The 26513-nt window shown below is 59.3% G+C and carries 18 protein-coding genes; 7 read left to right on the forward strand and 11 right to left on the reverse strand.

Annotated elements, in window-relative coordinates:
• From B9Z40_RS07790 to B9Z40_RS07820, 7 genes are read right to left on the reverse strand one after another with little or no spacing between them, the layout of a single operon-like run.
• Positions 1–594 carry a DUF3833 domain-containing protein gene (locus tag B9Z40_RS07790; protein ID WP_100172633.1) on the reverse strand — a complete coding sequence of 198 codons (594 nt, stop codon included), beginning with the start codon at positions 592–594 and terminating at the stop codon, positions 1–3.
• 30 nt (positions 595–624) lie between these two features.
• Positions 625–1968: an MFS transporter gene (locus B9Z40_RS07795; RefSeq protein ID WP_100172634.1), complete on the reverse strand. Its 1344-nt coding sequence runs from the start codon at positions 1966–1968 to the stop codon at positions 625–627.
• Positions 1965–2507: a chalcone isomerase family protein gene (locus B9Z40_RS07800; protein ID WP_100172635.1), complete on the reverse strand. Its 543-nt coding sequence runs from the start codon at positions 2505–2507 to the stop codon at positions 1965–1967. Before B9Z40_RS07800 ends, B9Z40_RS07795 begins: the two co-directional genes overlap by 4 nt.
• A complete protein-coding gene (locus B9Z40_RS07805) occupies positions 2507–3760 on the reverse strand; it encodes a cyclopropane-fatty-acyl-phospholipid synthase family protein (RefSeq protein WP_100172636.1) in 1254 nt (417 codons plus the stop codon). The genes B9Z40_RS07800 and B9Z40_RS07805 overlap by 1 nt, the downstream gene beginning before the upstream one ends.
• 17 nt (positions 3761–3777) lie before the next feature.
• Positions 3778–4554 (reverse strand): DUF1365 domain-containing protein, encoded by a 777-nt coding sequence (locus B9Z40_RS07810; RefSeq protein WP_100172637.1) that lies wholly within the window; start codon positions 4552–4554, stop codon positions 3778–3780.
• The gene (locus B9Z40_RS07815) at positions 4551–5870 is read right to left on the reverse strand and encodes an NAD(P)/FAD-dependent oxidoreductase (protein ID WP_100172994.1); all 1320 of its coding nucleotides are present in this window, start codon (positions 5868–5870) and stop codon (positions 4551–4553) included. Before B9Z40_RS07815 ends, B9Z40_RS07810 begins: the two co-directional genes overlap by 4 nt.
• A gap of 8 nt (positions 5871–5878) precedes the next feature.
• Positions 5879–6484 carry a glutathione peroxidase gene (locus tag B9Z40_RS07820; protein ID WP_233204825.1) on the reverse strand — a complete coding sequence of 202 codons (606 nt, stop codon included), beginning with the start codon at positions 6482–6484 and terminating at the stop codon, positions 5879–5881.
• Between the two features lie 87 nt (positions 6485–6571).
• Here B9Z40_RS07820 and B9Z40_RS07825 point away from each other — a divergent pair, with 87 nt between their 5' ends.
• Genes B9Z40_RS07825 through B9Z40_RS07835 form a run of 3 tightly spaced genes read left to right on the forward strand, consistent with a single transcriptional unit; the run spans position 6572 to position 10294 of the window.
• Entirely contained in the window at positions 6572–6769 is a 198-nt protein-coding gene (locus B9Z40_RS07825; protein ID WP_100172639.1) for a DUF2256 domain-containing protein, read from the forward strand.
• A complete protein-coding gene (locus B9Z40_RS07830) occupies positions 6766–8304 on the forward strand; it encodes a cryptochrome/photolyase family protein (protein ID WP_100172640.1) in 1539 nt (512 codons plus the stop codon). The genes B9Z40_RS07825 and B9Z40_RS07830 overlap by 4 nt, the downstream gene beginning before the upstream one ends.
• Positions 8305–8362: 58 nt before the next feature.
• Positions 8363–10294, forward strand: a complete 1932-nt coding sequence (locus tag B9Z40_RS07835; protein WP_100172641.1) for a caspase family protein — start codon at positions 8363–8365, stop codon at positions 10292–10294.
• A 123-nt stretch (positions 10295–10417) separates the two neighbouring features.
• On the opposite strand, the gene B9Z40_RS07840 is transcribed toward B9Z40_RS07835, so the two are convergent.
• Positions 10418–11314: a LysR family transcriptional regulator gene (locus B9Z40_RS07840; protein ID WP_100172642.1), complete on the reverse strand. Its 897-nt coding sequence runs from the start codon at positions 11312–11314 to the stop codon at positions 10418–10420.
• An 83-nt stretch (positions 11315–11397) separates the two neighbouring features.
• On the opposite strand from B9Z40_RS07840, the gene B9Z40_RS07845 reads away from it, so the two are divergent.
• Together B9Z40_RS07845 and B9Z40_RS07850 are read left to right on the forward strand one after the other, a co-directional pair.
• Complete coding sequence (locus B9Z40_RS07845; RefSeq protein WP_100172643.1) at positions 11398–12405, forward strand: sodium-dependent bicarbonate transport family permease; 1008 nt, start codon at positions 11398–11400, stop codon at positions 12403–12405.
• Positions 12406–12476: 71 nt separating this feature from the next.
• Complete coding sequence (locus B9Z40_RS07850) at positions 12477–13259, forward strand: DUF6671 family protein (RefSeq protein WP_233204826.1); 783 nt, start codon at positions 12477–12479, stop codon at positions 13257–13259.
• A 24-nt stretch (positions 13260–13283) separates the two neighbouring features.
• Here the strand turns inward: B9Z40_RS07850 and B9Z40_RS07855 are convergent, their stop codons facing one another.
• The 3 genes from B9Z40_RS07855 to glnE form a co-directional block, all read right to left on the reverse strand.
• Complete coding sequence (locus B9Z40_RS07855; RefSeq protein WP_100172645.1) at positions 13284–16382, reverse strand: efflux RND transporter permease subunit; 3099 nt, start codon at positions 16380–16382, stop codon at positions 13284–13286.
• A gap of 9 nt (positions 16383–16391) precedes the next feature.
• A complete protein-coding gene (locus B9Z40_RS07860; RefSeq protein WP_100172646.1) occupies positions 16392–17501 on the reverse strand; it encodes an efflux RND transporter periplasmic adaptor subunit in 1110 nt (369 codons plus the stop codon).
• Positions 17502–17604: 103 nt separating this feature from the next.
• Positions 17605–20349, reverse strand: coding sequence for a bifunctional [glutamate--ammonia ligase]-adenylyl-L-tyrosine phosphorylase/[glutamate--ammonia-ligase] adenylyltransferase (gene glnE, locus B9Z40_RS07865; RefSeq protein ID WP_100172647.1), 2745 nt, complete (start codon positions 20347–20349; stop codon positions 17605–17607).
• Between the two features lie 25 nt (positions 20350–20374).
• On the opposite strand from glnE, the gene B9Z40_RS07870 reads away from it, so the two are divergent.
• Together B9Z40_RS07870 and B9Z40_RS07875 are read left to right on the forward strand one after the other, a co-directional pair.
• Positions 20375–24439, forward strand: coding sequence for a YhdP family protein (locus B9Z40_RS07870; RefSeq protein ID WP_100172648.1), 4065 nt, complete (start codon positions 20375–20377; stop codon positions 24437–24439).
• A gap of 5 nt (positions 24440–24444) precedes the next feature.
• Positions 24445–26508 carry a sensor histidine kinase gene (locus B9Z40_RS07875; RefSeq protein WP_100172649.1) on the forward strand — a complete coding sequence of 688 codons (2064 nt, stop codon included), beginning with the start codon at positions 24445–24447 and terminating at the stop codon, positions 26506–26508.
• Positions 26509–26513 lie beyond the last annotated feature (5 nt).

Genomic DNA, 26513 nt, shown 5'->3' on the forward strand with positions numbered 1-26513 from the left:
TCAACCCGGTTTGGCAGCCAACGGCGTGCGACGCGTGAACGACAAGGTGACTTCGCCCAGTTTCACGCCCCATTTGCTCATGGTGGCTTTGTTGAGCATGACGCGCTCGTCCATCAGGTACATCCAGTCGTCAAAGTCAACGTGCCAGACCCGGCCATCGACCGGCAAGGCCAGGGTGTAGCCCCAGCGAAAGGCGTTGCCACTGACTTGGCCGGACGCCTCGCCCACGACGTCGTCGGCGCGGCCTGTGTATGTGCCGTTGGGCCCGGCTTTGAGCCTCCAGATGCGGCGCTGCTGGGTGCCGTCCGAGTAGACAAAGGCTTCGTCCAATACACCTTCGTTACCGTTCCAGCTGCAATCCATGACTACCGTGAAGCGCTTGACCACTTGGCCGCTGCGGTCGGTGAACACGCCCCACGCGTCGATGGTGCCGGTGAAGTAGGTGCGCAAATCCAGCAGCGGTTTTTCTTGTGCGTAGTTTTGCACCTGTGGCCCGGCGCAGCTGGTCAAGAAAGGGCTTGCCGCCACGGCCGGGACAATGGCCAAGCGGGTCAGGGCGGTACGGCGATCGATGTGGTTTGAGTGGTTTGGCATGTGTGGCTTTCTTTGATGTTTCAATGATGTTCAAGAGACCCCGCGCACAGGTTCTTCAGGCCCACTGGCCGAAGAACCCGCACGCATCAAACCCCAGTACAAGGCCAGCGCCGCCAGCAACTTGAGCAGGCACGGCAACAAGCCGTAGGCCAGGCCCAGTGCCAAGACCGCCTGCGCGTCTTGCCGACCCGGGGCATAGCCCCAAATACCCAGCAAGGGCAAAGACAAGCCAGCGGCCAAAGCCAAGTTCAGTTTGGTAGCCAAATTCCACCAGCCCATGAAGGCGCCGTCTGTGCGGCCGCGCTCACCACAGCGGTCAATCAGTTGGTTCAGCAGCGCGCTGGGCACCGTCAAGTCAGCGCCCAGCGCCAAGCCAGACAGTGCGCACACCACCAAAAAGCCCGTGGTATCCCCCGCACCCAAACCCACCACACTCACAAAGGCCAAAACCGACAAGCCCATGCCCAGCGCCCACGCTTTGAGCAAGCCTGTGCGGTCAATCACCTTGAGCCACAAAGGAAACGACAACGCCCCAGCCGCAAAATACAAGCCTAAAAACAAGGGTTCCATGGCCTTGGGCGCTTGCAATCGGTCTTGTACAAAAAACAGCACCAACGTCGCGGGCACCGCACTGGCCAAACCGTTGAGCATGAAGGCCAACAACAAACGGCGAAAACCCGCATGCTTCCAAGGCTGCCACAGACCCGGGTTGCCACCGGCCAAGGACTGGGCCGTCTCAGAAAAAACCAAGGGCGTGGCAATGGCCTTCTGTGTCCAGCGCCAACTGAGCAAGCCCAAGGCCAACATGGCCACCAACAAGGCGGTGGTCATCTCCCAGCCCCACAGTGCGGGCAAGGCGGTGGCCAACAAAACACCCACCAAGGCCAATCCTTCACGCCAGGCCACCCAACGGCTTTGCGCCAAACCACCGCCGCCCTGGCGAGCGGCCCAAGCCTGGTGCAAGATGCCCAAACCGCTGTAAGCCAAGTGGCTGAGCGTGAGCGCACAGCCGACCCACACCAAGAGCTGAAAAGACGACAAGGCCGCTGTGGGTGGAAAAAACAAAGCCACAAAGCCCAAAGCCACGGCCAGTGCCAGCAACACAGCCGCAGCCCATACCGCCTGCCAAGAGTGGCGGTAAAGGCGGTCACCCCAGCGCCCCAACCACGGATCCACCACAGCATCGATGCTGCGCGTCAGCAACAAAATACCGCCCAAGGTGGCCAGCGAGACACCATAACTTTGGGCATAGACATTGGGCAGATGAACGTAAACCGGCAAGGCCACAAAGGCCAAAGGCAAGCCCAGCAAGCCATAGGCGGCAGGTGCCATGCGAGGCATTGCAGCCGTTGTGGGATCGGTTAAAGCACTCATGGCGTGAGGCCTTGAAGGAGCTTCACGCGCAACTGGGGCTCAGAGGTGCGTTCGCTCAACCAAATCCCGAAAAACAAGCGCGCAAAGATAGGGTCGGAAACGGCCCCGACGCGTTGCCCATTGACCCAAAACTCCACCCCCACACCCGGCAAATTGACCCCGGTGATGCGCTCGCCCGGACCGATGTTCGGAAAAATGCTGCGCAAGGCGTCACCCCAGGATTGCGCTTGCGCATCCGTGAAGCTGCCCACTCGGCGCATTTCACTGACAGAGCTGCTGGCAATGGCAGCACCCTCCAGGCGACGCAGATACTGCAGCTCCAGAGCAAAAGGGTGCTCGGCATATTGGGTGTGTCGAAAAGCCGCCGGGGCCCACAAGCGGGCGTCATAGACCTCAAAACCCCAAACACGCAAGCGCACAGGCGAAGTGGGCTTGGCCGCCTTCAATGACGCCACTTCAGGGCGGCTGTTTTCAGCATAAGCACTTTGGGCGAAGGCCGAGCCAACACCCAAGACCGCCGCCAAAACAATGCGCCACATCACGCAGGCTTGGCCAAAGTGAACTGGATCACGTCGATGTTGGCCTCATCAAAGGCCGCTTCACAATAGGCCAGGTAAAACTCCCACAAGCGAATGAAGCGGTCGTCAAACTCCAGGGACCGCACTGTGTCCAGTTGTGCCATGAAAGCCTCGCGCCAACGGCGCAGCGTCTCGGCGTAGTCGGGGCCAAAGTTCAGCTCATCGACCACCTGCAGGCCAGCGGCTTGGGCTTGCTTGCGGAACTCGCCGGGACTGGGCAAACAACCACCCGGAAAGATGTACTGCTGAATGAAATCGGTCGATTGCAAGTAGCGCTCAAAAAACCGGTCGTCAATCGTGATGCTCTGCACACACGCCCGGCCACCCGGCTTGAGCATGCGGCTGATGGTTTGAAAGTAGGTGGGCCAGTATTCTTGACCCACGGCCTCGATCATTTCGATCGAGCACACCGCGTCATAGGGACCATCGTTGATGTCGCGGTAGTCTTGCAGGCGCAAATCTGCACGCTGCTGCACGCCGTGCGATTGCATGCGGGCATTGGCAAACGCCAGCTGCTCGGTGGACAAAGTCACACCCGTGATCTGCGCGCCAAACTCGGTGGTGGCTGCTTCGGCCAAAGCGCCCCAGCCGCAACCGATTTCCAGCACCCGGTCGCCAGGCTTGGCATTGACCATGCGCAGGGCGCGGCGCACCTTGGCTTTTTGGGCGTCGCCCATGTCTTGGGTGTGGTCACCATCGAACCAGGCCGACGAATAATTCATCGTGCCGTCCAGCCACAGCTCGTAAAAAGCATTGCCCAAGTCGTAATGGGCGTGGATGTTTTTGCGGCTGTTGGTTCGGTTGTTGCGGTTGAGCAAATGCTTGATGCGGTAGAACAAGCGGCCCAACCAGTGGCCATAAATGGCGCTTTCGATGTGGTCGCGGTTGGCAATGGTCAAACGCAACAGACCCGCCAGGTCCGGTGTGGTCCAGTCGCCCGCCATGTAACCCTCGGCAAAGCCAATGTCACCTGATTTCAGCACTTCGGCGCACATGTCCCAACGGTGAATGTGCAGGGCCGCAAACGGGGCCTCGTGCGTACCAAAAACCTGGTTGTTGCCATCGGGCGCGTGCACCGTGAGCGTGCCAATTTTCAGGCGCGTCAACAGGCTCAGCAAGCGCGCAGCGGCTTTGGGCAGACTGGCGTGGGAAATGGTGGCGGTGCGTTGGCCCAGGTCGTGGGCGTTGTCGGCGGTCTTCATGGAGGGCGGCATCCGGTGGGGTCCAGTGTTCATCGGGTCACAAAATCACGAGGAGGTTCAGGCTTGCGCCAAAACGGTACTTTCTTGAGCCACAGCAGCAAGGCATGCCAGTGGATGCGGGCCACCACGCCCAGCGTGAGCAGCGGGAAACGCCACATCACGCGGCGCAGTGCCTTGGTGGTGGCAGGCTCCAGCACGCCGCTCCAGCTGGTGTCGATCAGCGGGCCGTCGGCATCGCCATGGTCCACACGCGCCACGATGCGGTCTTGACCGCCATGTGTCACGCGCATGAAGCGAAATCGGTACTCGCCTTGCACATCGCAAAAAGGCGAGACATGAAAAACCTTGTGGGCCAGCATCGTTTGGCCATAGTGCGGCTCGGGCAGCAAATAGCAATGGCGCTCGCCAAAGGTGTTGTTCACCTCGGCCACGATGGCGGTCAAGCTGCCGTCAGCGCGGTGCACGTACCAAAAGCTCACGGGCTTAAATGCATGGCCGAGCACGCGTGGAAACGCCTGAAGCCAAACTTCGCCAGTGGCGTCTTCAATCCCTTCGCGGTGCAGCAGTTCATCCAGCCAGGCCAGCGCGCCGCCTTTGTCGGCAGGGCGGCCATCGCCGTGGTCGGCATCGTGAAACGCAAACCAAGCAGGGCGGTTGATGGCCAAGTCGGTAGTGCATTGACCGGTTTGCAAACGGCGCATCGGCAGCATCAAAAACGCTGTCGGGTAAGCGAAGGCGTGGTGCGCAGGGCGGTGGCGTGTGTGCCGCACCTGGCCCCAGCCGATGAGCGCAGTGGCCAGCTTCATGCCGCCTGCTGGTCCTGGGCCGTGCTGCCCTGATCGTGGATGCGCTTGAGCAAAGCGCGGCCTACCGTCAGACCTGACTTCAGGCCGTCTTCGTGAAAGCCGTACCCTGTCCAAGCCCCTGCATACCAAGTGTGGCGCTGGCCTTGCAGCAAGGGCACACGCTTTTGTGCATCAATGGCTTTGAGGTCAAACACCGGGTGGGCGTAGTCGTATTCGCCAACGATGGTGGCCGGGTCAATCGCTTGGAGCGGGTTGAGCGAAACCACCACGGGCTGGGCAAACGGGATGCGCTGCAAGCGGTTGAGCAAATAGTGCAAACACACGCGCGATGACTCGCGCTCGGTGCTGCTGGCGCGCTCGTAGTTCCAAGCCGCCCAGGTTTTGGGGTTGGCAGGCAACACGCTGGCGTCGGTGTGCAACACGGCGCGGTTGTCTTGGTAACGGATCGCACCCAATACGCTGCGCTCGTCGCCTGAAGGCTCACGCAGCAAACCCAGCGCCTGGTCGGTGTGGGTGGCGATCACGACTTCGTCAAAGCGCTCGGCATGCCCGTCGGTGATGATGCGCACGCCTTGGTCGTCGCGCTCGATCAGGCGCACCGGGGTGTTCAGACGTTTGTCGTGAATGCCCGCCAAAATCTTCTCCACGTAATGACGCGCACCGCCCAACACGCTGAACCACTGCGGACGGTTGGTCACCTGGATGAGGCCATGGTTGTGGCAAAAGCGGATCATGGTGGCCACCGGAAACTGCAGCATCTGATCGGTTGGGCAGCTCCAAATGCACCCCAACATGGGCAGGAAATACCAGTCGCGAAATGGCTCGCTGAACTTGTGCGTGCGCAAAAACTCTGACAAAGGCTGCTGCAGCTCTTTTTCACGTTGGTCTTTGGCGATGCGGGTGCACAGGGCGTTGAAACGCATCACATCGGCCAGCATGCGCCAAAAACGCGGGTTGACCAAATTGCTGCGCTGCGCGAACACGCTGTCCAAGTCGGTGCCGCTCCATTCCAGCGCTTTGCCATTTTTAGCACCCGGCACTTTGACCGAGAACGACATGTCTGACGGCACCGTCTCCACGCCCAAGTCTGCAAACAGCTTGATCAGGTTGGGATAGGTGCGTTCGTTGAACACCAAAAAGCCCGTGTCTACGCCGTGCGTGACCAAGCCTTGTGGTGTGGGCAGGGTGATGTCCACCGTGTGGGTGTGGCCGCCAAAATAATCGCCCGCCTCAAAAACGGTGATGTCCGCGTGGTTTTGAAGGGTGTGCGCCACCGCCAGGCCCGAAATGCCCGAACCCACAATCGCCAGTTTCATGCGCGGCTTCATGGTTTGGCTTTCAGCGCTTTGTCGATGGCCGAGAGCAGGGTTTTGCTTTCCGGCCCGGTCATGCTGCTGTACTGGTCAATGACCTTGCCGTCGCGACCGATCAGGTATTTGTGAAAGTTCCAGCGCGGCTTTTGGCCGGTTTGCGCCGTGAGCTGTTTGAATAACGGCGCTGCGCCATCGCCCGTGACCTGGGTTTTGGTGAACATCGGGAACTTCACACCGAAGGTGCTTTCACAAAAGTCAGCGATGTCCTTGTTGCTGCCTTTTTCCTGTGCAAAGTCGTTCGAAGGGAAGCCCAACACCACCAGACCCTGGTCTTTGTATGAGGTGTTCAGCGCTTCCAGCCCTTTGTATTGCGAGGTGAAACCACAAAAGCTCGCGGTGTTGACCACCAAGACCACCTTGCCTGCGTACTGGCACAGGGACTGTGGCTTTTCGTCCTGAAGCCGGTCAAACGTGTGGTTCAAAATGGCCGGGCATGCCGCCGCTTGCGCAGGCGTGGGTGTGGCGGCTTGCGCCGCGTCCAAACCCAAGCCCAGAACAGCCGCCACAGCCGCCAGAACCCAGCTGACGCCCCATTGTTTTACCCAAGAGTGATTCATCTGAACTTTTAAATTCATTTTGTGACTGATCAGTTTAAACTCGTTTGGTTCTATTGTCACGCCCGCAACTGACCACCGGAGAAACACATGCCCAAACCCTCGGGTTTCAAAGGGAACAAACAAAGCTTGCCGCAAAAACCTTGCACGGTTTGTGGCCGCCCCATGGTGTGGCGCAAAAGCTGGGCCAAAAACTGGGAGAGCGTTTTGTATTGCAGTGACCGCTGCCGAGCCGACAAATCCCGCTCGCCCTCTGACACAAGCACGCGCGCCAAGGACCCAGTATGACCCGCCATCTGGTGTTGGTGCTGGGCGACCAGCTCGGCTGGGACAACCCGGCATTGACCGACTTTGACCCCGCCCAAGACCGGCTCTTGATGATCGAGGCCGACAGCGAAGCCGATGAGGTCTGGAACCATCAAGCCCGGATCGCGATCTTCTTGTCGGGCATGCGGCACTTTGCCAACGAAGCACACCGCCGCCGCTGGCCCTGCACTTATATAAAGGTGGACGACACCGAACTGCCCCCAGACTTTGCAGGGCGCTTGGCCCACGCCCTCGCCACCCACCGACCCAAAGCCCTGGTGGTCATGGAAGCAGGGGCCTGGCGCATGGAGCGGCTGATTGAAGACGCCGCAGCGCAGGCCCAAACTCTGCTGCGTTGGGTAAGCGACACGCACTTTCTGTGCAGCCGCGCCGAATTCGCCAAGTGGGCCGGCGACAAAAAAGAACTGCGTATGGAGTTCTTTTACCGCGAGATGCGCAAAAGGCATGGCGTGCTGATGGAAGGCAAAGAACCCATCGGCGGCCAATGGAACTACGACGCCGAAAACCGCAAAGGCTTTGGGGCCAAAGGCCCGGGCACGGTGCCACCGCCTGCACGGTTTGCGCCGGACCGTGTCACACAAGACGTGATTGCTTTGGTGCGCGAACGCTTTGCCAACCACCCTGGCACGCTAGACCACTTTGCCTGGCCCGTCACCCGCGAAGACGCACTGGTGGCCTTGCAGCACTTCATCGACCAACGCCTGGAAAACTTTGGCGCATGGCAAGACGCCATGTGGACCACGCTGCCCTTTGGCTGGCACGCGCTGGTGGGCAGCAGCCTGAACCTGCATTTGCTCCATCCGCGTGAGGTGATCGCGGCCGCCGAGCAGGCCTACCACGCACGCGGCCTGCAGCTGGCCAGCGTGGAAGGCTTCATCCGCCAGGTGCTGGGCTGGCGCGAGTTCATCCGCGGTGTGTATTGGCTGGACATGCCGCACATGGCCGAGGCCAACCACTACGGCCACACCCGCGACCTGCCCGCTTGGTACTGGACGGGCAAGACGCACATGGCCTGCATGCAAGCCACCATTGGCCAAAGTCTGCAGCACGGCTATGCGCACCACATTCAGCGCCTCATGGTCACAGGCCAATTTGCCGTGTTGGCGGGGCTGTCACCGCAGCAGGTCAGCGCTTGGTACCGCGCCATGTACGTGGACGCGGTGGAGTGGGTGGAAACGCCCAACACCCTAGGCATGGCCCTGCACGCCAACGGCGGGCGCTTCACCAGCAAACCCTATGTGGCCAGCGGCCAATACATCAGCCGCATGAGCAACTACTGCAAAGGCTGCCGCTACCAGCCCGAGGTGCGCACAGGCCTCAGCGCCTGCCCCATGACCACGCTTTACTGGGACTTTTTAATACGCCACGAACAAGACTTTGCGGGAAACCCACGCACCGCACTCATGGTCAAGCATGTGGGCCGCATGAGCGAGGAAGACAAAGCCCAGATACGGGCCCAGGCCGATGCCACGCGGGCGGGGCTGGACGGGGTGTGACTTTTGCCAAGTTTGATAATTAAACTGATAATCAAATCAGTCACCTCCAATAAGCCGCATGAAAGCTCTACAAAACCTTCCAATCCGAATAAAGAGCGCGGTTTCAATGCTGGTGCTGGGTGGTGCATTCTTGTCCTACAGCACCAATGCAGAAGCGCCTTTGGACATACGTGTGGCCCTGGTCATCGGGAACGCCGCTTATAAGAACGTCCCCGCACTGGCCAACTCCACCAACGACGCCAAGTCGATGTCGGTGGTGCTGCGCAAGCTGGGTTTTACCGTCGTGGAAGTGGTCGATGGCAGCAAAGCACAAATGAGCAAAGCCATCGAGCAGCTGCAACTGCAGCTCAAAGGCCGTCAAGCTGTAGGCATGCTGTACTACGCAGGCCACGGCCTGCAGCTGGACTGGCACAACTTCATGGTGCCCGTGGACGCCAAGCTTGAAGAGGCCTCCGACGTCCCCAAGCAAACGATTGACATTGAGAACGTCATTGACGTTCTCAAGAAATCCGGCACCCGAATGAACATCATCGTGTTGGACGCTTGCCGTGACAACCCATTCGCGGAAAAAGCAAGTGGCAAAGGTTTGGCGCAACTGGACGCACCGCCTGGCACCTATTTGGCATTTGCCACCTCGCCAGGCAACGTGGCCGAGGATGGTGACGTGTCAGCAGGCAACGGCTTGTTTACTCAGTATCTGCTCAAAGAATTGCAACGCCCCGCCAAGATTGAAGAGGTATTCAAGCGTGTACGTTTGCAAGTGCGTCAAAAGAGCCAAGGGCGCCAAATCCCTTGGGACTCCAGCAGCTTGGAAGAGGAGTTTGCATTTAATGACGGCAAGAAGTTCACCTTCAACCCTGAGGACCTGATCAAAGAAGGACAAGCGGCCAAGGAAAAAGAGGCCAAGCTCAAGCAAGAGGCCGAAGCTGCAATCCAACGCGAAAAAGACATCGCGGCGCAACAAGCACTTGAAAAACTGAGACTTGCAGAAGCGCAAAAGATTCAAGAAACCGCTTCAAGGCAAAAGGTTGAAGCCGAGGCCAAAGAAAGAGAACGGCAACTGGCACTGGCAGCAGAACAAGAGCGGCTGAAAGCCCAAGCGGCCGCGCAAGCACTTGAGCGTGCTCGCGCAGAAGAGGTGCAACGGTTGCGGGATATTGAGCAGGCCAAACTTCAAGTGGCGGAGGAAACTCGCAGAAGCAAGCTCTCGCAAGAAGCGGCTCGCGAACAGCAGTTCGTTCAAGAGAAAGCTGATTGGGACAAGATTAAAGACAGCAAAAATGTCAAAGAGTTTTATGCCTTCCTACTCAAATATCCTAATGGCCTCATCACAGAACAAGCCTCTTTTGCAATTGAACAATTAGAAAAGGCTAGGGTTACAACTCAGGCTGACAAAAATGGACAGGTCCAAAAGCTCGGTGAACCGAGATTCAGAATCGGAGACAAATGGACTTCTGTAACCCGTGATAATAAAACAGACAGAATAGTTTCTAAGCGCGACTTCAAAGTTGACAAAATAGAAAATGGGTTGGCCTATTTTAGTACGCAAAATGAGAGTGGTATTTCTACGCTCGATGGAGCGGTCCTTCGCGCTGTCAATCCTGAGGATACTTTTACCTTTGACCCACCTCTTATAATCATGCCGGGAGGGGAAATTACCGTTGGAATGAAATGGACTGCATCAACATTACAGTCAAGCCTTAAACGCAATGAAACGGCCATACGCACTGAAGAATTTCGTGTCGTTGCTTATGAGCAAATAACAGTTCCTGCTGGAACTTTCTGGTCATACAAAATAGAGAGAAATGCAATTGCTTTTTCTGGAAACAAAGTAACAAATACTCAGTGGTTCAGCCCAGATTTTGGCTTTTCCATTAAGCGCTTGCGAAAAACTGTGCCAGCTAAACGTTTAGGTATAACAGTGGGAAATGGTCTGGATGAAGTGACTGAGCTTGTCTCTATTTCTAGAGGCACCTCAAAAAATAATTAGGTAATCCGCCGTATCTTTTATATGAAGATCAAGCATGTGGGCAGACCAAAGAAGAAAAAATGCAAGTCAGGACGCATGCCAACGCGATGGGACCGGAATTAGATGAAATCTAAGAACTCTGATTTATTTACGCCGACTGATTTGTTTGAGCACATGCTGCTTGAAGGCCAGCGCCAGGGGTGAGAGTTTTTTACCTGCCGGATAGACGATGTGCCAGGCTGAGGGCAGGGGAAAGCCCTGCACATCGATCACGCTGACACCGTTTTCTTTTTGGTGGCCATGCAAAGCGTGGCGCGACACCACGCCAACGCCCAATCCACCGGCCACGGATTCCTTGATGGCCTCGTTGCTGCCCAGCTCCAGGCGCACGTCAGGCCGGAACTTCATTTGGCGGAAAAATTGGTCGCCCGCCATTCGCGTGCCGGAGCCTTTTTCGCGAAAAATAAAGCGGCGCTCAGCCAACTCTTGCAAAGGCACCTCGCGGCGTTTGGCGAGCGGGTCAGAGCTGGGCGCAATCACCACAATCGGGTTGGGCATGAAGGCCTCATCGCCCAAGTCCATGTCTTTCGGGGGCATGGACATGATGTACAAATCGTCCAAATTGTCACGCAAGCGCTGCACCACGCCGTCGCGGTTCAAGATTTCCAGCGACACGTCGATGGCCGGGTGGCGCTTGCAAAAGCTGCCGATCAGGTGTGGCATGAAGTACTTGGCGGTGCTGACTACGGCCACACGCAGTTTGCCGCGCGACAAGCCTTTGGCTGAGTCCACGTTTTGTTCAAACGCATCCCAGGTCTGCGCGACGGCGCGGGCTGTTTGCGCCAGCTCCTGTCCCACCTGGGTCAGGTAAAGCTTTTTGCCCACCAGCTCGTACAGGGGTAAGCCCACGGCCACCGCCATGTCCTTGAGTTGCATCGAGGCCGTGGGCTGGGTGACATGCATCACTTTGGCCGCTGCACTCACGCTGCCAGTTTCAGCCAGCGCCAAGAACAAGCGCAGTTGTCGAAAGGTGATGTTCATAGACTTTTATCTATAGTTAAAGGCATAAGAATCGATTTTACAAGCGGCAAGGGAATTTTTATGATCAAGGCAAGGAACACACCATGCAAAATCTGATCGACCCCGCCATCCTCTTTTTCATCTTTGGCGTGCTGGCGGGCACCGTCAAATCGAACCTCGAAATTCCGCCCGCCATCTCCCGCTTCCTGTCGCTCTACCTGCTGATGGCCCTAGGCCTGAAGGGTGGCTTTGCGTTGTCGCAATCGGGCCTGACTGCGACCGTGGGCATCAGCCTTGCCGCTGCAGTGGCACTGGCCATCGTCATCCCCCTGATTGGCTACACCGTGTTGCGCCGGTTTGTATCGGGTTTTGACGCAGCGGCTGTTGCAGCCACTTATGGTTCGGTCAGCGCCGTGACTTTTGTCACGGCTGTGCAGACACTGGAAAACCACGGCGTGCCCTACGGGGGGCACATGGCTGCGGCCATGGCCCTGATGGAATCACCCGCCATCATCCTGGCCGTGGTATTGGCCAATTCGTTGCGGCATAAAACGGCCTCGGGGGTCGTGGTGCAATCGGGTGGAACGGCCCTTTTGGGTGCGCCCGTGTCGCCTGCTGGCAGCTCTGTCGGCAAAATTCTTCACGAGTCTTTCACCGATGGTGCGCAGTTGCTGCTGCTGGGCGCCATGGTCATCGGTCTGATCACGGGCGATGCAGGCAAAGCCGCCATGGCACCCTTCTCGGTGGACCTCTTCAAAGGCATGCTGGCCTTCTTTTTGCTCGACATGGGTTTGATGGCGGCTCGCAACTTGCCGCAGGTCAAAGGCCAGTCACCCGTGCTGATCGCCTACGCCGTCCTCGGACCCATCGTGCATGCCACTTTGGCCCTGGGGCTGGCTGTGATCTTGCAACTGAACGCGGGTGACGGGGCCTTGCTGATGGTGCTGGCGGCCAGCGCCTCCTACATTGCGGTGCCCGCCGTGCTGCGAACCGCTTTGCCAGAAGCCAAACCCGCGCTGTATTTCGGACTGAGCCTGGGACTGACCTTTCCCCTGAACATCGTGCTGGGCATCCCGGTTTACTTAGCCGTGGCGCAATCGGTGCTGACATGAGTGCGGCGAAACATCTTCTTTATCAAGGAAGCCACGTCGCGTTTTTAACGCAACATGGCAAACAGAATTTGATGCGGGGACCACTCGAAGAGGCATTGGGCTGTCAGCTGGTGCACACCGATGGTTATGACACCGACCAATTGGGCACGTTCACCCGTGAACTGACCCGAGCCGGCTCCCAACTCGATGCAGCCAGGAAAAAGGCTGCGATCGGCATGGCCCTGACGGGCGCATCTCTGGGCGTGGCCAGCGAAGGCTCGTTTGGCACCGACCCCTACGGTGGCTTCATGCCTTGGAACACTGAAGTGGTCTTGTGGGTGGATCGTTTGTCGGGTCAAGAAGTCACTGGCTTCGCACATGGCCCCGCCCGAAGCCTTCACAAAATGGTGAAAACACCACAAGAGCTGGAGCGCTTCGCCCTGGAAGCCGGGTTCCCTGAACACCACCTGGTGCTGCGGCCCGAGTCACCAGAGCACCTCGACATGGACAAAGGCATTCACAATCCCGATGCACTGATGAAGGCCTTCCATTTGGCCCTTGCCAAATCTTCAAATGGCGCCGTTTTTGCCGAAAATGATCTGCGCGCATTCTGCAATCCCACACGGCAGAAAATGATTGTCAAAGCAACCTTGGACTTGGTTCAAAAACTGCTTTCAGCCTGTCCAAGCTGTGCCGCACCCGGCTACTGGCTCACCCAGCAAATTCCAGGTTTGCCCTGCCGCGCTTGCGGCAACTTGACCCGATTGCCCAAAGCGGAAAAATGGGGCTGCAAAAAATGCGGACACGAAGAACAAAGAGCGCTCAGTACCCAGCCATGGGCCGATCCCGCACGCTGCGATTTCTGCAACCCCTGATGCGCGCGAATCAAGTTGTCAAAGTCACCGCTTGCGACTCAAGCGCCCCCACAACCGCCCGCTGAATTGCCCCAAGTCATCGAGGTAGGTGAACACCACAGGAATCACCAGCAAGCTGAGCACGGTGCTGGTGAGCAGGCCGCCAATCACGGCAATGGCCATGGGTGAACGGAAACTCGCATCAGCGGCGCCCCAACCCACGGCAATGGGCAGCATGCCTGCACCCATGGCAATCGTCGTCATGACAATCGGGCGAGCACGCTTGTGGCAGGCGTCCAAAATGGCGTCCCAGCGACTCATGGGCGGCACGGCCGGGTGATCGCCCTCGGCGGGTTTGCCGCGCCGCGCTTCAATCGCGTACTCCACCAGCAATATAGAGTTTTTGGTGGCGATGCCCATCAGCATGATGAGGCCAATGAGCGAGGGCATGGAGAAGCTCTTTTGCGCGATCAAGAGGCCCACAAATGCGCCGCCCAGCGACAGCGGCAGCGCCGCCAAGATGGTGATCGGGTGCAGGAAGCCTTTGAACAGCAACACCAGCACGATGTAGATGCACAGCACGCCGATCATCATGGCCAGGCCAAAGCTGGCAAAAAGTTCACCCATGACTTCGGCGTCGCCCACTTCCACCACCTTCACGCCCGGCGGCAGGCTTTGCAGCGCGGGCAGCTTTTGCACCGCAGCTGTCACGTCGCCCAAGGGCATGCCCGATAGCTCGATCTCGAAGTTGATGTTGCGCTGGCGGTCATAACGGTCGATGACCGCCGGGCCACCCGCCACCTCGATGCTGGCGACCTGGCCGAGCATGACGGGGCCACGGCTGCCGGGCACCATCAGGCGCTCGAGCGTGCTCAGGTCATGCCTCGACTCGTCGCCCAGTTTCACGACGATGGGCACTTGGCGCTCCGACAAATTGAGCTTGGGCAGTGCCGCGTCGTAGTCACCCAAAGTGGCCACGCGCAAGGTGTCGCTGATGGCCGCGCTGGTCACGCCCAGGTCAGCGGCTTTGGCAAAATCGGGGCGCACCGCGATCTCGGGGCGCACCAGGCTGGCGGTGGACGCGATGGAGCCCAGGCCCTGGATGGTGCGCAGGTCGCGTTCCACGGCCATGGCGGCAGTTTGCAGGGCTTGCGGGTCTTGGCCTGTGAGCACCAGCACGTATTTCTCGCCCGAACCACCCAAGCCGACCTTGGTCCGAACACCGGGCAAGGGTTGCAGTGCCGTGCGGATGTCGTTTTCAATCGCTTGCTTGCGCGGGCGTGTACCGCGTTCGGTCAACTGGATGGTGAGCGTGGCCTTGCGCACCTCGGCCGCGCCGCCACCGGCAAACGGATCAGAGCCTGCGCTGCCCCCACCAATCGTGGTGTAAACGCTTTTCACGTCGTTCACCGTCATGAGCAGCTTGCGGGCGTGTTCAGCACTGGCCTGGGTTTGCGCCAAAGTCGAACCCGGCGGCAGTTCCACATAGACCTGTGTTTGCGAGTTGTCGTCCGGTGGAATGAAACCCTTGGGCAACAAGGGCACCAGCATGATGGAGCCAATGAAAAACAGCGTGGCCAACACCATGGTGACCAGGCGGTGCTTCATGCACCAAGTGGCCCAGACCATGTAACGTTTGAGCCACGCGGGCTCTTGGACGGCCGTGACAATGGGCTTCAAGATATAAGCCGCCATCATGGGGGTGAGCACCCGTGCCACCACCAGCGATGCGAAAACCGCCAGCGAAGTGGTCCAGCCAAACTGCTTGAAAAACTTGCCCGGAATGCCGCTCATGAAGGCCGTGGGCAAAAACACCGCGATCAAGGTGAAGGTGGTGGCGATCACGGCCAAGCCGATCTCGTCGGCCGCTTCCATCGCCGCCTGATACGGGGACTTGCCCATGCGCAAGTGACGCACGATGTTTTCCACTTCCACAATCGCGTCGTCCACCAGCACGCCGATCACCAAAGACAGCGCCAGCAGGGTCACCACGTTGATGGAAAAGCCCAAATACGCCATGCCAATGAAGGCCGGAATGACCGACAGTGGCAGCGCCACTGCCGAGACAAACGTCGCCCGCCAGTCGCGCAAGAACAGCCACACCACCAGCACGGCCAAAATCGCGCCCTCATAGAGCAGGACCAAAGAACCCTGGTATTCCTCTTCCACCGGGGTCACGAAGTCAAAGGCTTCGGTGATCTCAATGTCGGGGTTTTGCAAGCGGTACTCGGCCAGCGCCTGGCGCACCAAACGGCCCACGGCCACTTCGCTTTCGCCTTTACTGCGCACCACCTCAAAGCCCACCACGGGCTGACCATCCAGGCGGGCTGCAGAACGCGCATCGGCCAGTGTGTCGCTTACCGTGGCCACTTGGTCCAGGCGAACACGCCCACCACGCGATGTGGACAGCTCAATCTGACCGACCTCTTTCGCTGTCTTGACGGTGGCCAAGGTGCGCACAGGCTGCTCGCCTGCACCCAAATCCATTCGCCCACCGGAGCCTTCTTGCTGAACCTGCTTGAGCTGTCGCGACACCTCGGCCGCTGTGATGCCCAGCGACTGCAGGCGGTTCACGTCCAATGCGACACGCACTTCGCGCGTGACACCCCCCACACGGTTCACGGCCCCCACGCCACGCAGCGACAAAAGCTTGCGGGTGATGTCTTTGTCGACCAGCCAAGACAAGGCTTCATCGTCCATGCGTGGAGAACGCACTGTGTAGGCCAACACAGGGGTGCCCGCTAGGTTGAGCTTTTGCACCACCGGGTCACGCAGGTCGCCCGGCAAATCGGCCCGCACGCCCTGGATGGCCGAGCGCACATCGTCCACCGCTTCTTGGGTGGGCTTTTCCATGCGGAACTCGGCGGTGATCGACACCACACCGTCTTGCACTTTGGTGGTGATGTGTTTCAAGCCCTGCAGCGGGGCCATCGCGTTTTCAAGCTTACGGGCCACATCGGTTTCGAGCTGCGAGGGCGCAGCACCCGGCAAACTGGCCGTGACGGTGATGGTGGGCACGTCCAGATCGGGAAAGTTTTGCACCTTCATCGAGCCGAAAGCGATGAAACCTGCCACCGTCAGCAGCACAAACAACATGACGGCGGGAATGGGGTTGCGGATGGACCAGGAAGAGACGTTGAGCATGGCGTCCCTTTATTTGCTGGCAGGTGTCGGCGCTGGGGCATCCACCACACGCACCGTGTCGCCCTGGTTCAAAAACGCACCGCCACTGGCCACCACGCGGGCATCGGCTTTCAGGCCGCTGGTCACTTCCACACGGTCGCCGCTTTGGCGTCCGGTTTGCACCTTGAGCTGGCTGACCTTTTGGTCTGCCCCCACGGTATAGACATAGCTGAAACCATCGCGCACCACCACCGCCGCTTGCGGCACCGTGAGCGCTTGGCTTTGGCCCAGTGCGATCTCGCCTTGTGCGTACATGCCCGCACGAGCGCTGCCTGTGGCACTTGGCAAATCCACGTAAACGATGGCGTTGCGGGTTTGCGCATCGACCGAAGGCGCGACCATGCGCACCTTACCTTGCAGCACCTGGCCGCTGGCGGCTTTCACTTGGGCCGGTGCGCCCACCTGAATGCGACCAATCTCAGCGGCAGTGACTTCAGCGCGCCACTCAATGCGGCCCTGGCGAATCAATCGGAACAACTCGGTGCCTGCACCCACCACACTGCCCACCGTGGCCTGACGCGCAGAGATCACGCCCGCATCGGGTGCGCGCACTTGGGTCTGCGACAAGCGCACGGTTTGCAACTGCACCAAGGCGCGAGCAGACTGCACACGCGCTTGGGCAGACGCATCGGCGGACAGGGTCTGACTCAATTGCGCGCTGCTGAAAAAGCCCTGCTGCTGCAAGCTGCGTGCACGATCAGATTGGGCTTTGGCTTCTTGCGCACTGGCCGTGGCTTCGGCAAGAGCCGCTTCGGCCTGTGCCAACTCCGCACGCAAGGTGTCGGATTGCAAATTGGCCAGCACGTCGCCGCGCTGCACGCGGTCACCCACGTTCACCAGCACTTCGTTGATCTTCAAGCCATTGGCTTCCGCACCAATGATGGCCTCTTGCCAAGCGGCGAGGCTGCCATTGGCACTGATTTTTTGGGCCAGGCTGGCTGTTTGGGGTGTGGCGACGGTGACCGTCAGACTGGGCTTGGCAGCTGCGGCTTTGGGGCTCTCATCAGCAAGGCATGTCGACGCAATGCCCAAAAAACCAACACAAGCCCAAACCGACCAACGGCCACCCAATTTTTTCATGACGCTTCTCATTGTTGAACGCCACTTTGGCGTTGCAACAGTTTAGCGGTTGAACATGACAAATACAGGTCTATACCCTTCGGTCAAGGGGCTTACTCAACCCTCATTGCATGACGGTTTGCCAGACCGCCAACACAGCGTCGCGCTCGACCGCCAATTGCGCCACGGGCACATCGGTGGGCTCCTCATTCAGACGGGCATGGTGTTGCACACGGCGCATTTCTCGGTAAGCGTTGGCTGCGGCCTGGCCCATGCCGCCGGGCAGCAAGCCCGCAGCTTGTGCCCGCTGAAGCAAAGCAATGTTGCCCACGTTGTCGGCCAGCTCGGGGTGGGCGGCGGTGTGCAGCAACACCAAATACTGCACGGCAAATTCGGCATCCACCATGGCACCCGGGCTGTGCTTCACATCAAACCGATCAGCCTTGACCGGATGACCTTGGCGCACACGCTCGCGCATGGCGACAATTTCGGCCTTCAGGCTCTCGGCATCTCGTGGGGCACTGATGACGGCCTTGCGCACCGCATCAAACCGTGCTGCCAAACTGGGCAGGCCCATGACAAAGCGGGCACGGGTCATGGCTTGGTGTTCCCAAGTCCAAGCGGTGTTGCTGCCGCGTTGCTGCTGGTAGTCGGCATAAGCCTCAAACCGGATAACGAGCAGGCCTGAATTGCCGTTGGGCCTGAGTGCCGTGTCGATCTCGTACAAATCACCCTCTGCGGTTTTCACCGTCATCCAGTTGATCATCTTGCGGACATAGTTGGCATAAATTTCTTGGGCGCGCTCATCTTCGTCTTCGTACACGAACACGATGTCCAAGTCACTGCCGTAGCCCAGCTCTTTGCCCCCCAGCTTGCCGTAAGCAATGATGGCAATGGCCGGCTCTTCGCGGTGGCGATTTTTCAAGCGGCTCCAGCACCAGCGGGCCGTGATGCGCAACACGGCATCGGCCAAGGCGCTGAGGTCGTCGGCCACTTGCTCCACGCTGAGCACGCCTTCCACGTCACGAGCAAGCGTGCGGAACTGCTCGGCATGGTGGGCACGGCGCAACAAGTTGAGCAAGCTTTCTTCGTCGTCTTCTCCGGTTCTTTGCAGCGCCACCAAGCGGGCCTGCAACTCGCTTTCAAACTCAGCGGCATCAAAACGGCTGTCAAACAAATTGCCGCCAGCCAGCTCGTCAATGACACCCGGGTGTTGCAGCAAATACCGTGCAGGCCATTTGGCCGCACCCAGCAGGCGCAACAAACGTTCATGCACCGAAGGACGCTCCAACATCAGCGCCAAGTAACTTTCACGGCGCAAGAGTGGCTCGATCCAGTCAACCATGCGCAACACGGCCTCTTCGCTCACGCGCCCAGCGTCCAGCCACTGGGCCGTACGCTGCAACAAGCGCATGAGTCGGCCGCGCGCGTCGTCGCGCATCCCTTGAACACGCGGGTTGTCGGCCCACTGCGTCAGACGCGCGCGAACCGCGCCACTGAAATCGAGGACAACGGCATCCAATTCGGCATGCTCGCGGGTGTTTTTACCGTTCTTGCCGTTGCAGGTTTTGCAATCGCGGTCGCCGCCCAGCAAGGTGTCGAACTCTTGGGCCACCACTTCGCGGTGCGCATCCAGGTCCACCAAAAATGCACCCGTGTCGGTGTAAGCCAATGTCTGTGCGATCCAGGCCAAATCGTCGTCGCGGGTCGGCAGCACATGGGTTTGCTGGTCGTCCAGGTACTGAATGCGGTGCTCCACTTGCCTCAAAAACACATAGGCGGCGGCAAGCGCATCGGCAGTGGCCTGAGGCATGAGGCCAGCTTTGGCCACACGTTGCAGAGCATCCAGCGTAGGGCGGGTGCGCAGTTCAGGGAACTGCCCGCCGCGCACCACCTGCAAAAGCTGCACCGTGAATTCGATCTCTCGGATACCGCCGCGAGACAGCTTCACATCGTTGGCGCGTTCGGGGTGGCCCGCGCTGCGTTTGGCGGCATGTTCACGGATTTGCTGGTGCAGCGTGCGCAAAGACTCGAACACGTTGTAGTCAAGGTAACGGCGGAACACAAAAGGCAGCACCACGGCACGCAGCGCCTGGGCCGAGCCATTGGCCACCGCACTGCGGGGCGCGACCACACGGCTTTTCATCCAAGCAAAGCGCTCCCACTCACGGCCTTGCACCAGCAAATACTCTTCCAGCGCACCGAGCGACACCACGCTGGGGCCCGAATTGCCATTGGGTCGCAGGGCCAGGTCCACACGGAACACAAAGCCGTGTTCGGTGGTGTCGCCAATCAGGGCGTACATGCGCTTGACGGCGCGGGTGAAGTACTCCTGGCACGACACCTTGTTGCGGTCTTCGCTGTTGCCCAAACTTTGGCCATCTTCGTCGTACACGTAAATCAAGTCGATGTCACTCGACACGTTCAGCTCTCGGGCCCCAAGCTTGCCCATGCCGATGACCCACATCTCGGCGCGTTGGCCGTCAGGTTTGGTGGGTGCGCCGTGCAAGCCATCCAAATCGGCCATGACTTGCCGCCAAGCGATGTCCAGTGTCACTTCGGCCAACCAGGTCATGCCATGGGTCACCACCTCCAGGCTCGCCTGCCCACGGCAGTCCAGCTGGGCCAAGCGCTCCAGGGTCAGTTGGCGCAGCACACGCAAAGCCGCGCTGATGTCAATACCCGTCGCCCGCAAGGCGGCAAATGCCGTTTCTAAGCCATCGCGGGTAGGCGGGCCGGGGGGCAACAAAGGCAAGACATCCGCATAACGGCGGTGCAAACGCTGCAAAAATCGTGAATACATCGGCAAATCGTCAGGACTGACATCATTTGTAGCGGCGGTCACGTCCATCGGCTGGCTGCGGGTCATAATTCCTGCTGACTTTCTGATTCAAATGCTTGCACCCTCTTTGCCACTTTTCCATCGCCTGATCCATGTGCTGTCGCTCGCTGTGCGGCTCGTCGCATGGGCCTTGTTGTGCGTAGGTCTTGTGCTGGGCATGGGCTGGGCAACCCTGCATTTTTGGATTGTGCCGCGAATCGGCGACCACCGCCCAGCGCTGGAACGCTTGGCCCAACAAACCCTCGGGGTTCCGGTGCGCATTGGCCAAATCTCGGCCGAATCGACCGGTTGGGCGCCCTCGTTTGAATTGCGCGACATCGCTTTGCTCGACCCCGAAGGGCGCACCGCTTTGCATCTGCCCAAAGTGGGGATCGCCATCAGTGTGCGCTCGGTCTTGGGTTTGAAACTGGAACAACTCGTGCTGGATGCACCAGAGCTGGACATTCGGCTCATGGCCAATGGCCACTGGCGAGTCGCAGGACTCGAATGGACACAGAGCACGGGCGCTGACAACGCTGTTGCAGATTGGTTGTTCGCGCAACGCGAAGTGATTGTGCGTGGCGGCACCCTGCACTGGACCCGTGAAAGCACACCATCTGCCCCAACGTCTTCTCCGCCCCAAACCTTGTCGCTGAGCGATGTGGATGTGGTGCTGCGCAACTCGGCGAGGCACCACGATGTGCGCGTGGACGCCACACCCCCCACCGAATGGGGACAGCGTTTTGTCAGCATGGGGCGTTTCAAGCGCAACCTGTTGTCACTGCATCCGGGTCGGTGGTCAGACTGGACAGGGCAGGTTTACGCCGATCTCCCGAACATCGACTTGGCGCAATTGAGCCCGCACTTGCCTGCGAACGTTCAGATGGCCTCTGGCCAAGGCAGCCTGCGTGTGTGGAGCGATGTGACCCAAGGGCAATGGGCGGGCGGTCTGGCCGATGTGAACCTCACCGGACTGCAAGCGGCATGGGCCGCCGACAAACCCCCATTGAGTTTTGAGCGTTTGTCTGGCCGTTTGGGGGCCAAGGTCAATCCATTGGGGTTTGAATTCTCGACCCAGCAGCTGGCCTTTGTCAGCGATCAAGGCTTGGCTTGGCCTGGCGGCAACGTGTCTCTGGCCTTCACCCGCCCTCAAGGCAAAACCCCCGCACGAGGCCAACTGCAAGCCGATCAGCTCGACCTCTTGGCCATGCGCAACATGGCCTTGCGCATGCCTTTGCCAGAAGTTTGGCGGCAGCTCTTAGAACAGCAAACCGTCAGTGGGCAAGTCGATGCGCTGCAATGGCGCTGGCAAGGTGACTGGGAAAAGCCCCTGACTTACGAGGCCCAAATTGCACTGCAAAAACTGACCCTTCCACCGTCAGAAGGCGCGTCCACACATCCGGCCCACAGATGGCCAGGCGTCAAAGAAGCACACGTCAAAGTCAACCTGAACCAGGACCGCGGCCGGATCGACGTGGACATGAGGGCGGATGGTGCCGTGTTTTTGCCGGGCGTGTTGGACGAAGCCGAGGTCCGTGTGCAGACCTTGCACGCGCATGCCCTGGTCAAACACGAGGCCGGGAAGTGGCATGTGCCTGAGTGGAAACTCCAATTGAGCAACACCGACTTGCAAGGCGAATGGCAAGGTCAATGGCATCCCTCCGCCACGGGCGAAGGGCCTGGCAAATTGGAACTGCAAGGCAAAATCAAGCAGGTCGACGCAGTACGCGCTCACCGCTACTTGCCTGTGAGTTTGCCCAAAGACGTGCGCCAATATGTGCGCGACGCGGTGCGCAAAGGGGTTTACTCGGATGTGCAAATCAAGGTCAAAGGTGATTTGGCCAAACTGCCTTTCGCCAACCCCAAAGACGGCGAGTTTCGTTTTGCTGGGCGCATTCAAGATGTGGAGCTGGATTACTGGCCAGCGGCCTTGCTGCCGCCTCAAAGCCTGCCATGGCCTGTTTTGCACAAGCTGACGGGCCAACTGGTCTTTGACCGTTTGGGCATGAAGCTGAGCAAGGCCTCGGCACGGCTGGATGACGCACGAACCGGCCTGCAGTTGAACGACGGTGAAGTCGACATACCCGACATGGTCAATGGGGCGGTACTGAGCGTTGTCGCTGAAAACAAAGGCCCCGCCAACCAAGTGCTGAGCCTGGTGCAAAAGTCACCCTTGGATGCCTTGCTGTCTGGCGCATTGCGCCAAACACAAGCCACAGGCACCCTGCAAACCCGTTTCAAGTTGACCGTGCCCTTGCTCACGCCCAACAACACCAAAGTCCAAGGCACCGTGGCACTGACCGGGAACGACGTGCGCATGACACCCGATGTGCCTTTGCTGGAAAAACTCCAGGGCAATGTGCAATTCACCGAAGCGGGCTTCAGCCTGAACGGCACCCAAGCGCGCATGCTGGGTGGAACGGTGCGCATCGAGGGCGGTATGCGGCCAACGCCAGGCAGCAACGACATCGCTCTGCAATTGCGTGCCCAAGGCCAAGTGACGGCCGAAGGACTGCGACAGGCCAAAGAAATTGCACCGCTCAATGGGTGGGCCAAACAAACGAGTGGTGGCACCTCTTACACCGCACAACTGGGCTGGCGACAGGGACAGCCAGAGTTCACGCTGCAAACACAGCTCGATGGCTTGGCCCTGAGCTTGCCTGCCCCTATGGGCAAATCTGCCGCAACCAGCACGCCACTGTCCTTTCGCACACGCATATTGGGCGCAGGCGCGGGTCTGCGGGAGCAGCTTCAATTGGAATGGGGCAGCATCGCCTCGGCCCAGTACGTCAGGGATGTGTCGGGGCGAGAACCTGTGGTTTTGCGCGGCAGTTTGACCTTAGGTTTGCCAGCTTCTCAAGCCCCAGCCATGCCGGCTGCGGGTGTGAGCGCCACCGTGGCGCTTGACAACTTATCGCTGGACGATTGGCAAAACCTCTTGCCTCAAAACACGGGCACATCAGCCGGGCCATCTGCCTTAGCGGCCAACGCCTGGCAAGCCTATGCCCCCACACGCATCGGCCTGCAAGCCAACGCCATTCAAGCCGATGGCCGCACCTTGCACCAAGTGGTGGCAGGCGGCTTGCGCGAAGGGAACACTTGGCGCGTGAACATCGATGCGCGTGAACTCAACGGGCATGTGGTCTACAGCCAAGCTGTGGGCGATCAGCTGGGTCACCTGTACGCACGCTTGTCACGGCTGAACTTGCCGCCCTCTAGCGTGTCCGAAGTCGAAGGCCTGCTCGACACACCCCCTGTCAATTTGCCTGCGCTCGATATCGTCGTGGAACAACTGGAGTTGAGGGGCAAAAAACTCGGTCGTGTCGAGATCGAAGCCATCAACACCGAGCAACCCAAAATACGCACCAAAACAGGTGCCGAATGGCAACTGAGCAAACTCAACATCACCTTGCCCGAGGCCAATTTGCGCAGCACCGGTCGTTGGACAAAGGCCAACGAAGGTGGCACACAACGCAAAACACAGATGAACTTCAAGCTGGATGTCTCAGATGCTGGCGCCCTGCTGACCCGCTTAGGAACACCCAACGCTTTGCGCGGAGGCTCGGGACAAATGGAGGGCCTTGTGTCATGGCAAGGCTCGCCATTGGCGTTGCACTACCCCAGCATGTCAGGGCAGTTCGGCATCTCCATGGGGCGTGGCCAATTTCTCAAAGCCGATGCAGGTGTAGCCAAGTTGCTGGGTGTCTTGAGTCTGCAGGCGCTGCCACGTCGCTTGTTGCTGGATTTTCGGGATGTCTTCTACGACGGTTTTGCATTCGACTCGGTGCGCGGAGATGTCACGATCGTCCAGGGAATTGCACAGACGCGGAACTTGCAAATCAAAGGCGTCAATGCACTCGTGCAACTCGACGGATCGGCCGATATTGCTCAGGAAACCCAAAAATTGAGGGCCGTGATCTTGCCGTCTCTGGATGCCGGCACGGCCTCATTGGTCGCAGGCATTGCAGTCAACCCCGTGGTGGGGCTGACGGCCTTTTTGGCGCAGTTGTTTTTGCAAAAGCCTTTGATCAAAGTCAACACCCAAGAATTCCTGATCGATGGCAGCTGGGCTGAGCCCCGGGTGACCAAAGTCAACAGCGATGCGAAAGCATCTCCTGCCGTCAACACAACGCCTTGACACGCATGACACTGATTGGCGCAATTCGCCTGATGTCTGGCTGGCATCGGTTGATCAAGCAGGTTCGAAGCAAACTCGACGAATCTTTGCCTTGGGGTTCGGGTCGCCGTTCATTGTGGACTGCGTTGATTGGCCTGGTGTTGGCCGTTTTGGTGACACTGGTTTGGCTGGCCGGACGTTACGAAGCCAGCCAAGTGCAGGCTGAACTGGAACACGATACCGCCAACGCGGTCAGCGATTTGCGCGGCAGCCTGTCTCGGCAAGTGCAGGCCTTGCAGGCGCTGCAGTCCGAGCCGTTTGCACCCGCCGAATGGCAACCCAAAATATTGGAGCTGTTGCGTGACAACCGAGACTGGTTGCGCGTGGAGTGGCGCGACACATCATGGCAACTGCAAGCCTTTGCCGACTCGCCACTGCGGGGGCCCGTGTTTGAACGGATGGCACGCTCAGAGGTGCTGAACGAGGCGAATCAAGCTTGCCAGCGGGCCAAACGGCTGAACGGTCCCGCTTTCTCCAGCACGTATTTTTTGCCTCGAAGCGATGGTCTGGGCATTGAAGTGATGGAGTTGTGCCTGCCTGTGACGCAAACGGGTGAACTCATGGCTTACATGGTGGTGACTTACAGCCTGCAAGAATTGCTGACCGAGCGGCTGGGCCCCACATTCGGGCGCAACAACGAGTTGTCTTTCGTAGAGCCAGACGGCACGCGACTGGCCATCGCGGGTACACAACGGGGCGAACAACGGGTCTTCACCAGCCAGCAACTCGTGGATTTGCCAGGCAACACCTTGTTGCTGCGCATGGACGGTCGACGCGGAAAGCCCGATTTGTTTCCCAACGTGCTGACGGCCTTGGTCACCGGCATGTCAATGGCGCTGATCACGGTCATGGTGTTGCTCACCAAAGATGCACGCAGGCGGCAAAAGGCCGAAAGCGATCTGGCCGAGGCCCTCGCCTTTCGCAAAGCGATGGAGGACTCGTTGGTCACCGGTCTTCGGGCCCGCGACCTGCAAGGCTGCATCACCTATGTCAATCCGGCGTTTTGCCAAATGGTGGGGTGGGAGGCGGAGGCGCTGATCGGCAAAAACGCCCCCATGCCCTATTGGCCGCCCGAGATGGTGGACGAATACCAGCAACGCCAAGCGATTCGCATGGCCGGCAACGTGCCTCCTCGAGAAGGTTTTGAGTCGGTGTTCATGCGGCAAGACGGCGAGCGCTTCCCGGTGCTGATCATCGAAGCCCCGCTGATCAGCGTTCAAGGCGAACAAACGGGTTGGATGGGTGCGGTGATCGACATCAGCGAACAGCGCCGCATCGAAGAACTCTCGCGCGCCAGCCAAGAACGGCTTCAAGCCACCGCCCGCTTGGCCACGGTGGGCGAGATGGCCTCATTGCTCAGCCATGAACTGAACCAACCTTTGGCTGCCATTGCCAGTTACGCCAATGGCTCACTCAACCTGCTGCAAGACCCTCAAGCCGTGCCGCAAACGCTGGACGATGTCCACATGGCCTTGCGGCGCATTGCCGAACAGGCTGAAAGGGCCGGACGCGTCATCAACAGCGTGCACGACTTTGTGCGCAGGCGCGACCAAAGCCGAGAACCTGTACAACCCCAAGCCCTGCTGGACGCCGTCGCGCCGCTGATGAACCTGCAAGCACGCAAGTTGCAAGTGCGTGTGCACATGCGGGTCGCGGCCGGTTTGCCTCCCGTCTGGTGTGACCGCACCATGGTCGAGCAGGTATTGCTCAATCTGGCGCGCAACGGCATGCAAGCCATGGATGTGCCGCAGTGCCGCGACCGGGTGTTGGTGCTGCAAGTCCAACGTGCAGGGCCACATGCCGAAGATGCCGGCGTTGAATTCACGGTGACCGACCTGGGCGAAGGCATTGGGCCCGAGGTGGCTGCGCAGTTGTTCAACCCCTTCTTCACCACCAAAGCAGAAGGCATGGGGCTGGGCCTGAGCCTTTGCCGCACCGTGATCGAACAACACGGCGGTCAACTGGAGTTTGAAGCCCAAACCCCCAAAGGCACAGTGTTTCGTTTCACCCTGCCTGTGGCCACCGCCTAAAATTG

The sequence above is a fragment of the Limnohabitans sp. 15K genome (genome assembly GCF_002778285.1).
In the GTDB taxonomy this organism is placed as follows: Bacteria; Pseudomonadota; Gammaproteobacteria; order Burkholderiales; family Burkholderiaceae_C; genus Limnohabitans_A.

What these genes read in the sequence shown, in the direction of transcription:
- B9Z40_RS07795 (WP_100172634.1), bottom strand. Translation starts at nt 1,968, where the DNA reads ATGAGTGCTTTAACCGATCCCACAACGGCTGCAATGCCTCGCATGGCA.
- B9Z40_RS07830 (WP_100172640.1), top strand. Translation starts at nt 6,766, where the DNA reads ATGACCCGCCATCTGGTGTTGGTGCTGGGCGACCAGCTCGGCTGGGAC.
- B9Z40_RS07810 (WP_100172637.1), bottom strand. Translation starts at nt 4,554, where the DNA reads ATGAAGCTGGCCACTGCGCTCATCGGCTGGGGCCAGGTGCGGCACACA.
- B9Z40_RS07790 (WP_100172633.1), bottom strand. Translation starts at nt 594, where the DNA reads ATGCCAAACCACTCAAACCACATCGATCGCCGTACCGCCCTGACCCGC.
- B9Z40_RS07845 (WP_100172643.1), top strand. Translation starts at nt 11,398, where the DNA reads ATGCAAAATCTGATCGACCCCGCCATCCTCTTTTTCATCTTTGGCGTG.
- B9Z40_RS07800 (WP_100172635.1), bottom strand. Translation starts at nt 2,507, where the DNA reads ATGTGGCGCATTGTTTTGGCGGCGGTCTTGGGTGTTGGCTCGGCCTTC.
- B9Z40_RS07840 (WP_100172642.1), bottom strand. Translation starts at nt 11,314, where the DNA reads ATGAACATCACCTTTCGACAACTGCGCTTGTTCTTGGCGCTGGCTGAA.
- B9Z40_RS07805 (WP_100172636.1), bottom strand. Translation starts at nt 3,760, where the DNA reads ATGCCGCCCTCCATGAAGACCGCCGACAACGCCCACGACCTGGGCCAA.
- B9Z40_RS07850 (WP_233204826.1), top strand. Translation starts at nt 12,477, where the DNA reads ATGCGGGGACCACTCGAAGAGGCATTGGGCTGTCAGCTGGTGCACACC.
- B9Z40_RS07875 (WP_100172649.1), top strand. Translation starts at nt 24,445, where the DNA reads ATGACACTGATTGGCGCAATTCGCCTGATGTCTGGCTGGCATCGGTTG.
- B9Z40_RS07870 (WP_100172648.1), top strand. Translation starts at nt 20,375, where the DNA reads ATGCTTGCACCCTCTTTGCCACTTTTCCATCGCCTGATCCATGTGCTG.
- B9Z40_RS07860 (WP_100172646.1), bottom strand. Translation starts at nt 17,501, where the DNA reads ATGAAAAAATTGGGTGGCCGTTGGTCGGTTTGGGCTTGTGTTGGTTTT.
- B9Z40_RS07855 (WP_100172645.1), bottom strand. Translation starts at nt 16,382, where the DNA reads ATGCTCAACGTCTCTTCCTGGTCCATCCGCAACCCCATTCCCGCCGTC.
- B9Z40_RS07825 (WP_100172639.1), top strand. Translation starts at nt 6,572, where the DNA reads ATGCCCAAACCCTCGGGTTTCAAAGGGAACAAACAAAGCTTGCCGCAA.
- B9Z40_RS07815 (WP_100172994.1), bottom strand. Translation starts at nt 5,870, where the DNA reads ATGAAACTGGCGATTGTGGGTTCGGGCATTTCGGGCCTGGCGGTGGCG.
- B9Z40_RS07835 (WP_100172641.1), top strand. Translation starts at nt 8,363, where the DNA reads ATGAAAGCTCTACAAAACCTTCCAATCCGAATAAAGAGCGCGGTTTCA.
- glnE (WP_100172647.1), bottom strand. Translation starts at nt 20,349, where the DNA reads ATGACCCGCAGCCAGCCGATGGACGTGACCGCCGCTACAAATGATGTC.
- B9Z40_RS07820 (WP_233204825.1), bottom strand. Translation starts at nt 6,484, where the DNA reads ATGAATCACTCTTGGGTAAAACAATGGGGCGTCAGCTGGGTTCTGGCG.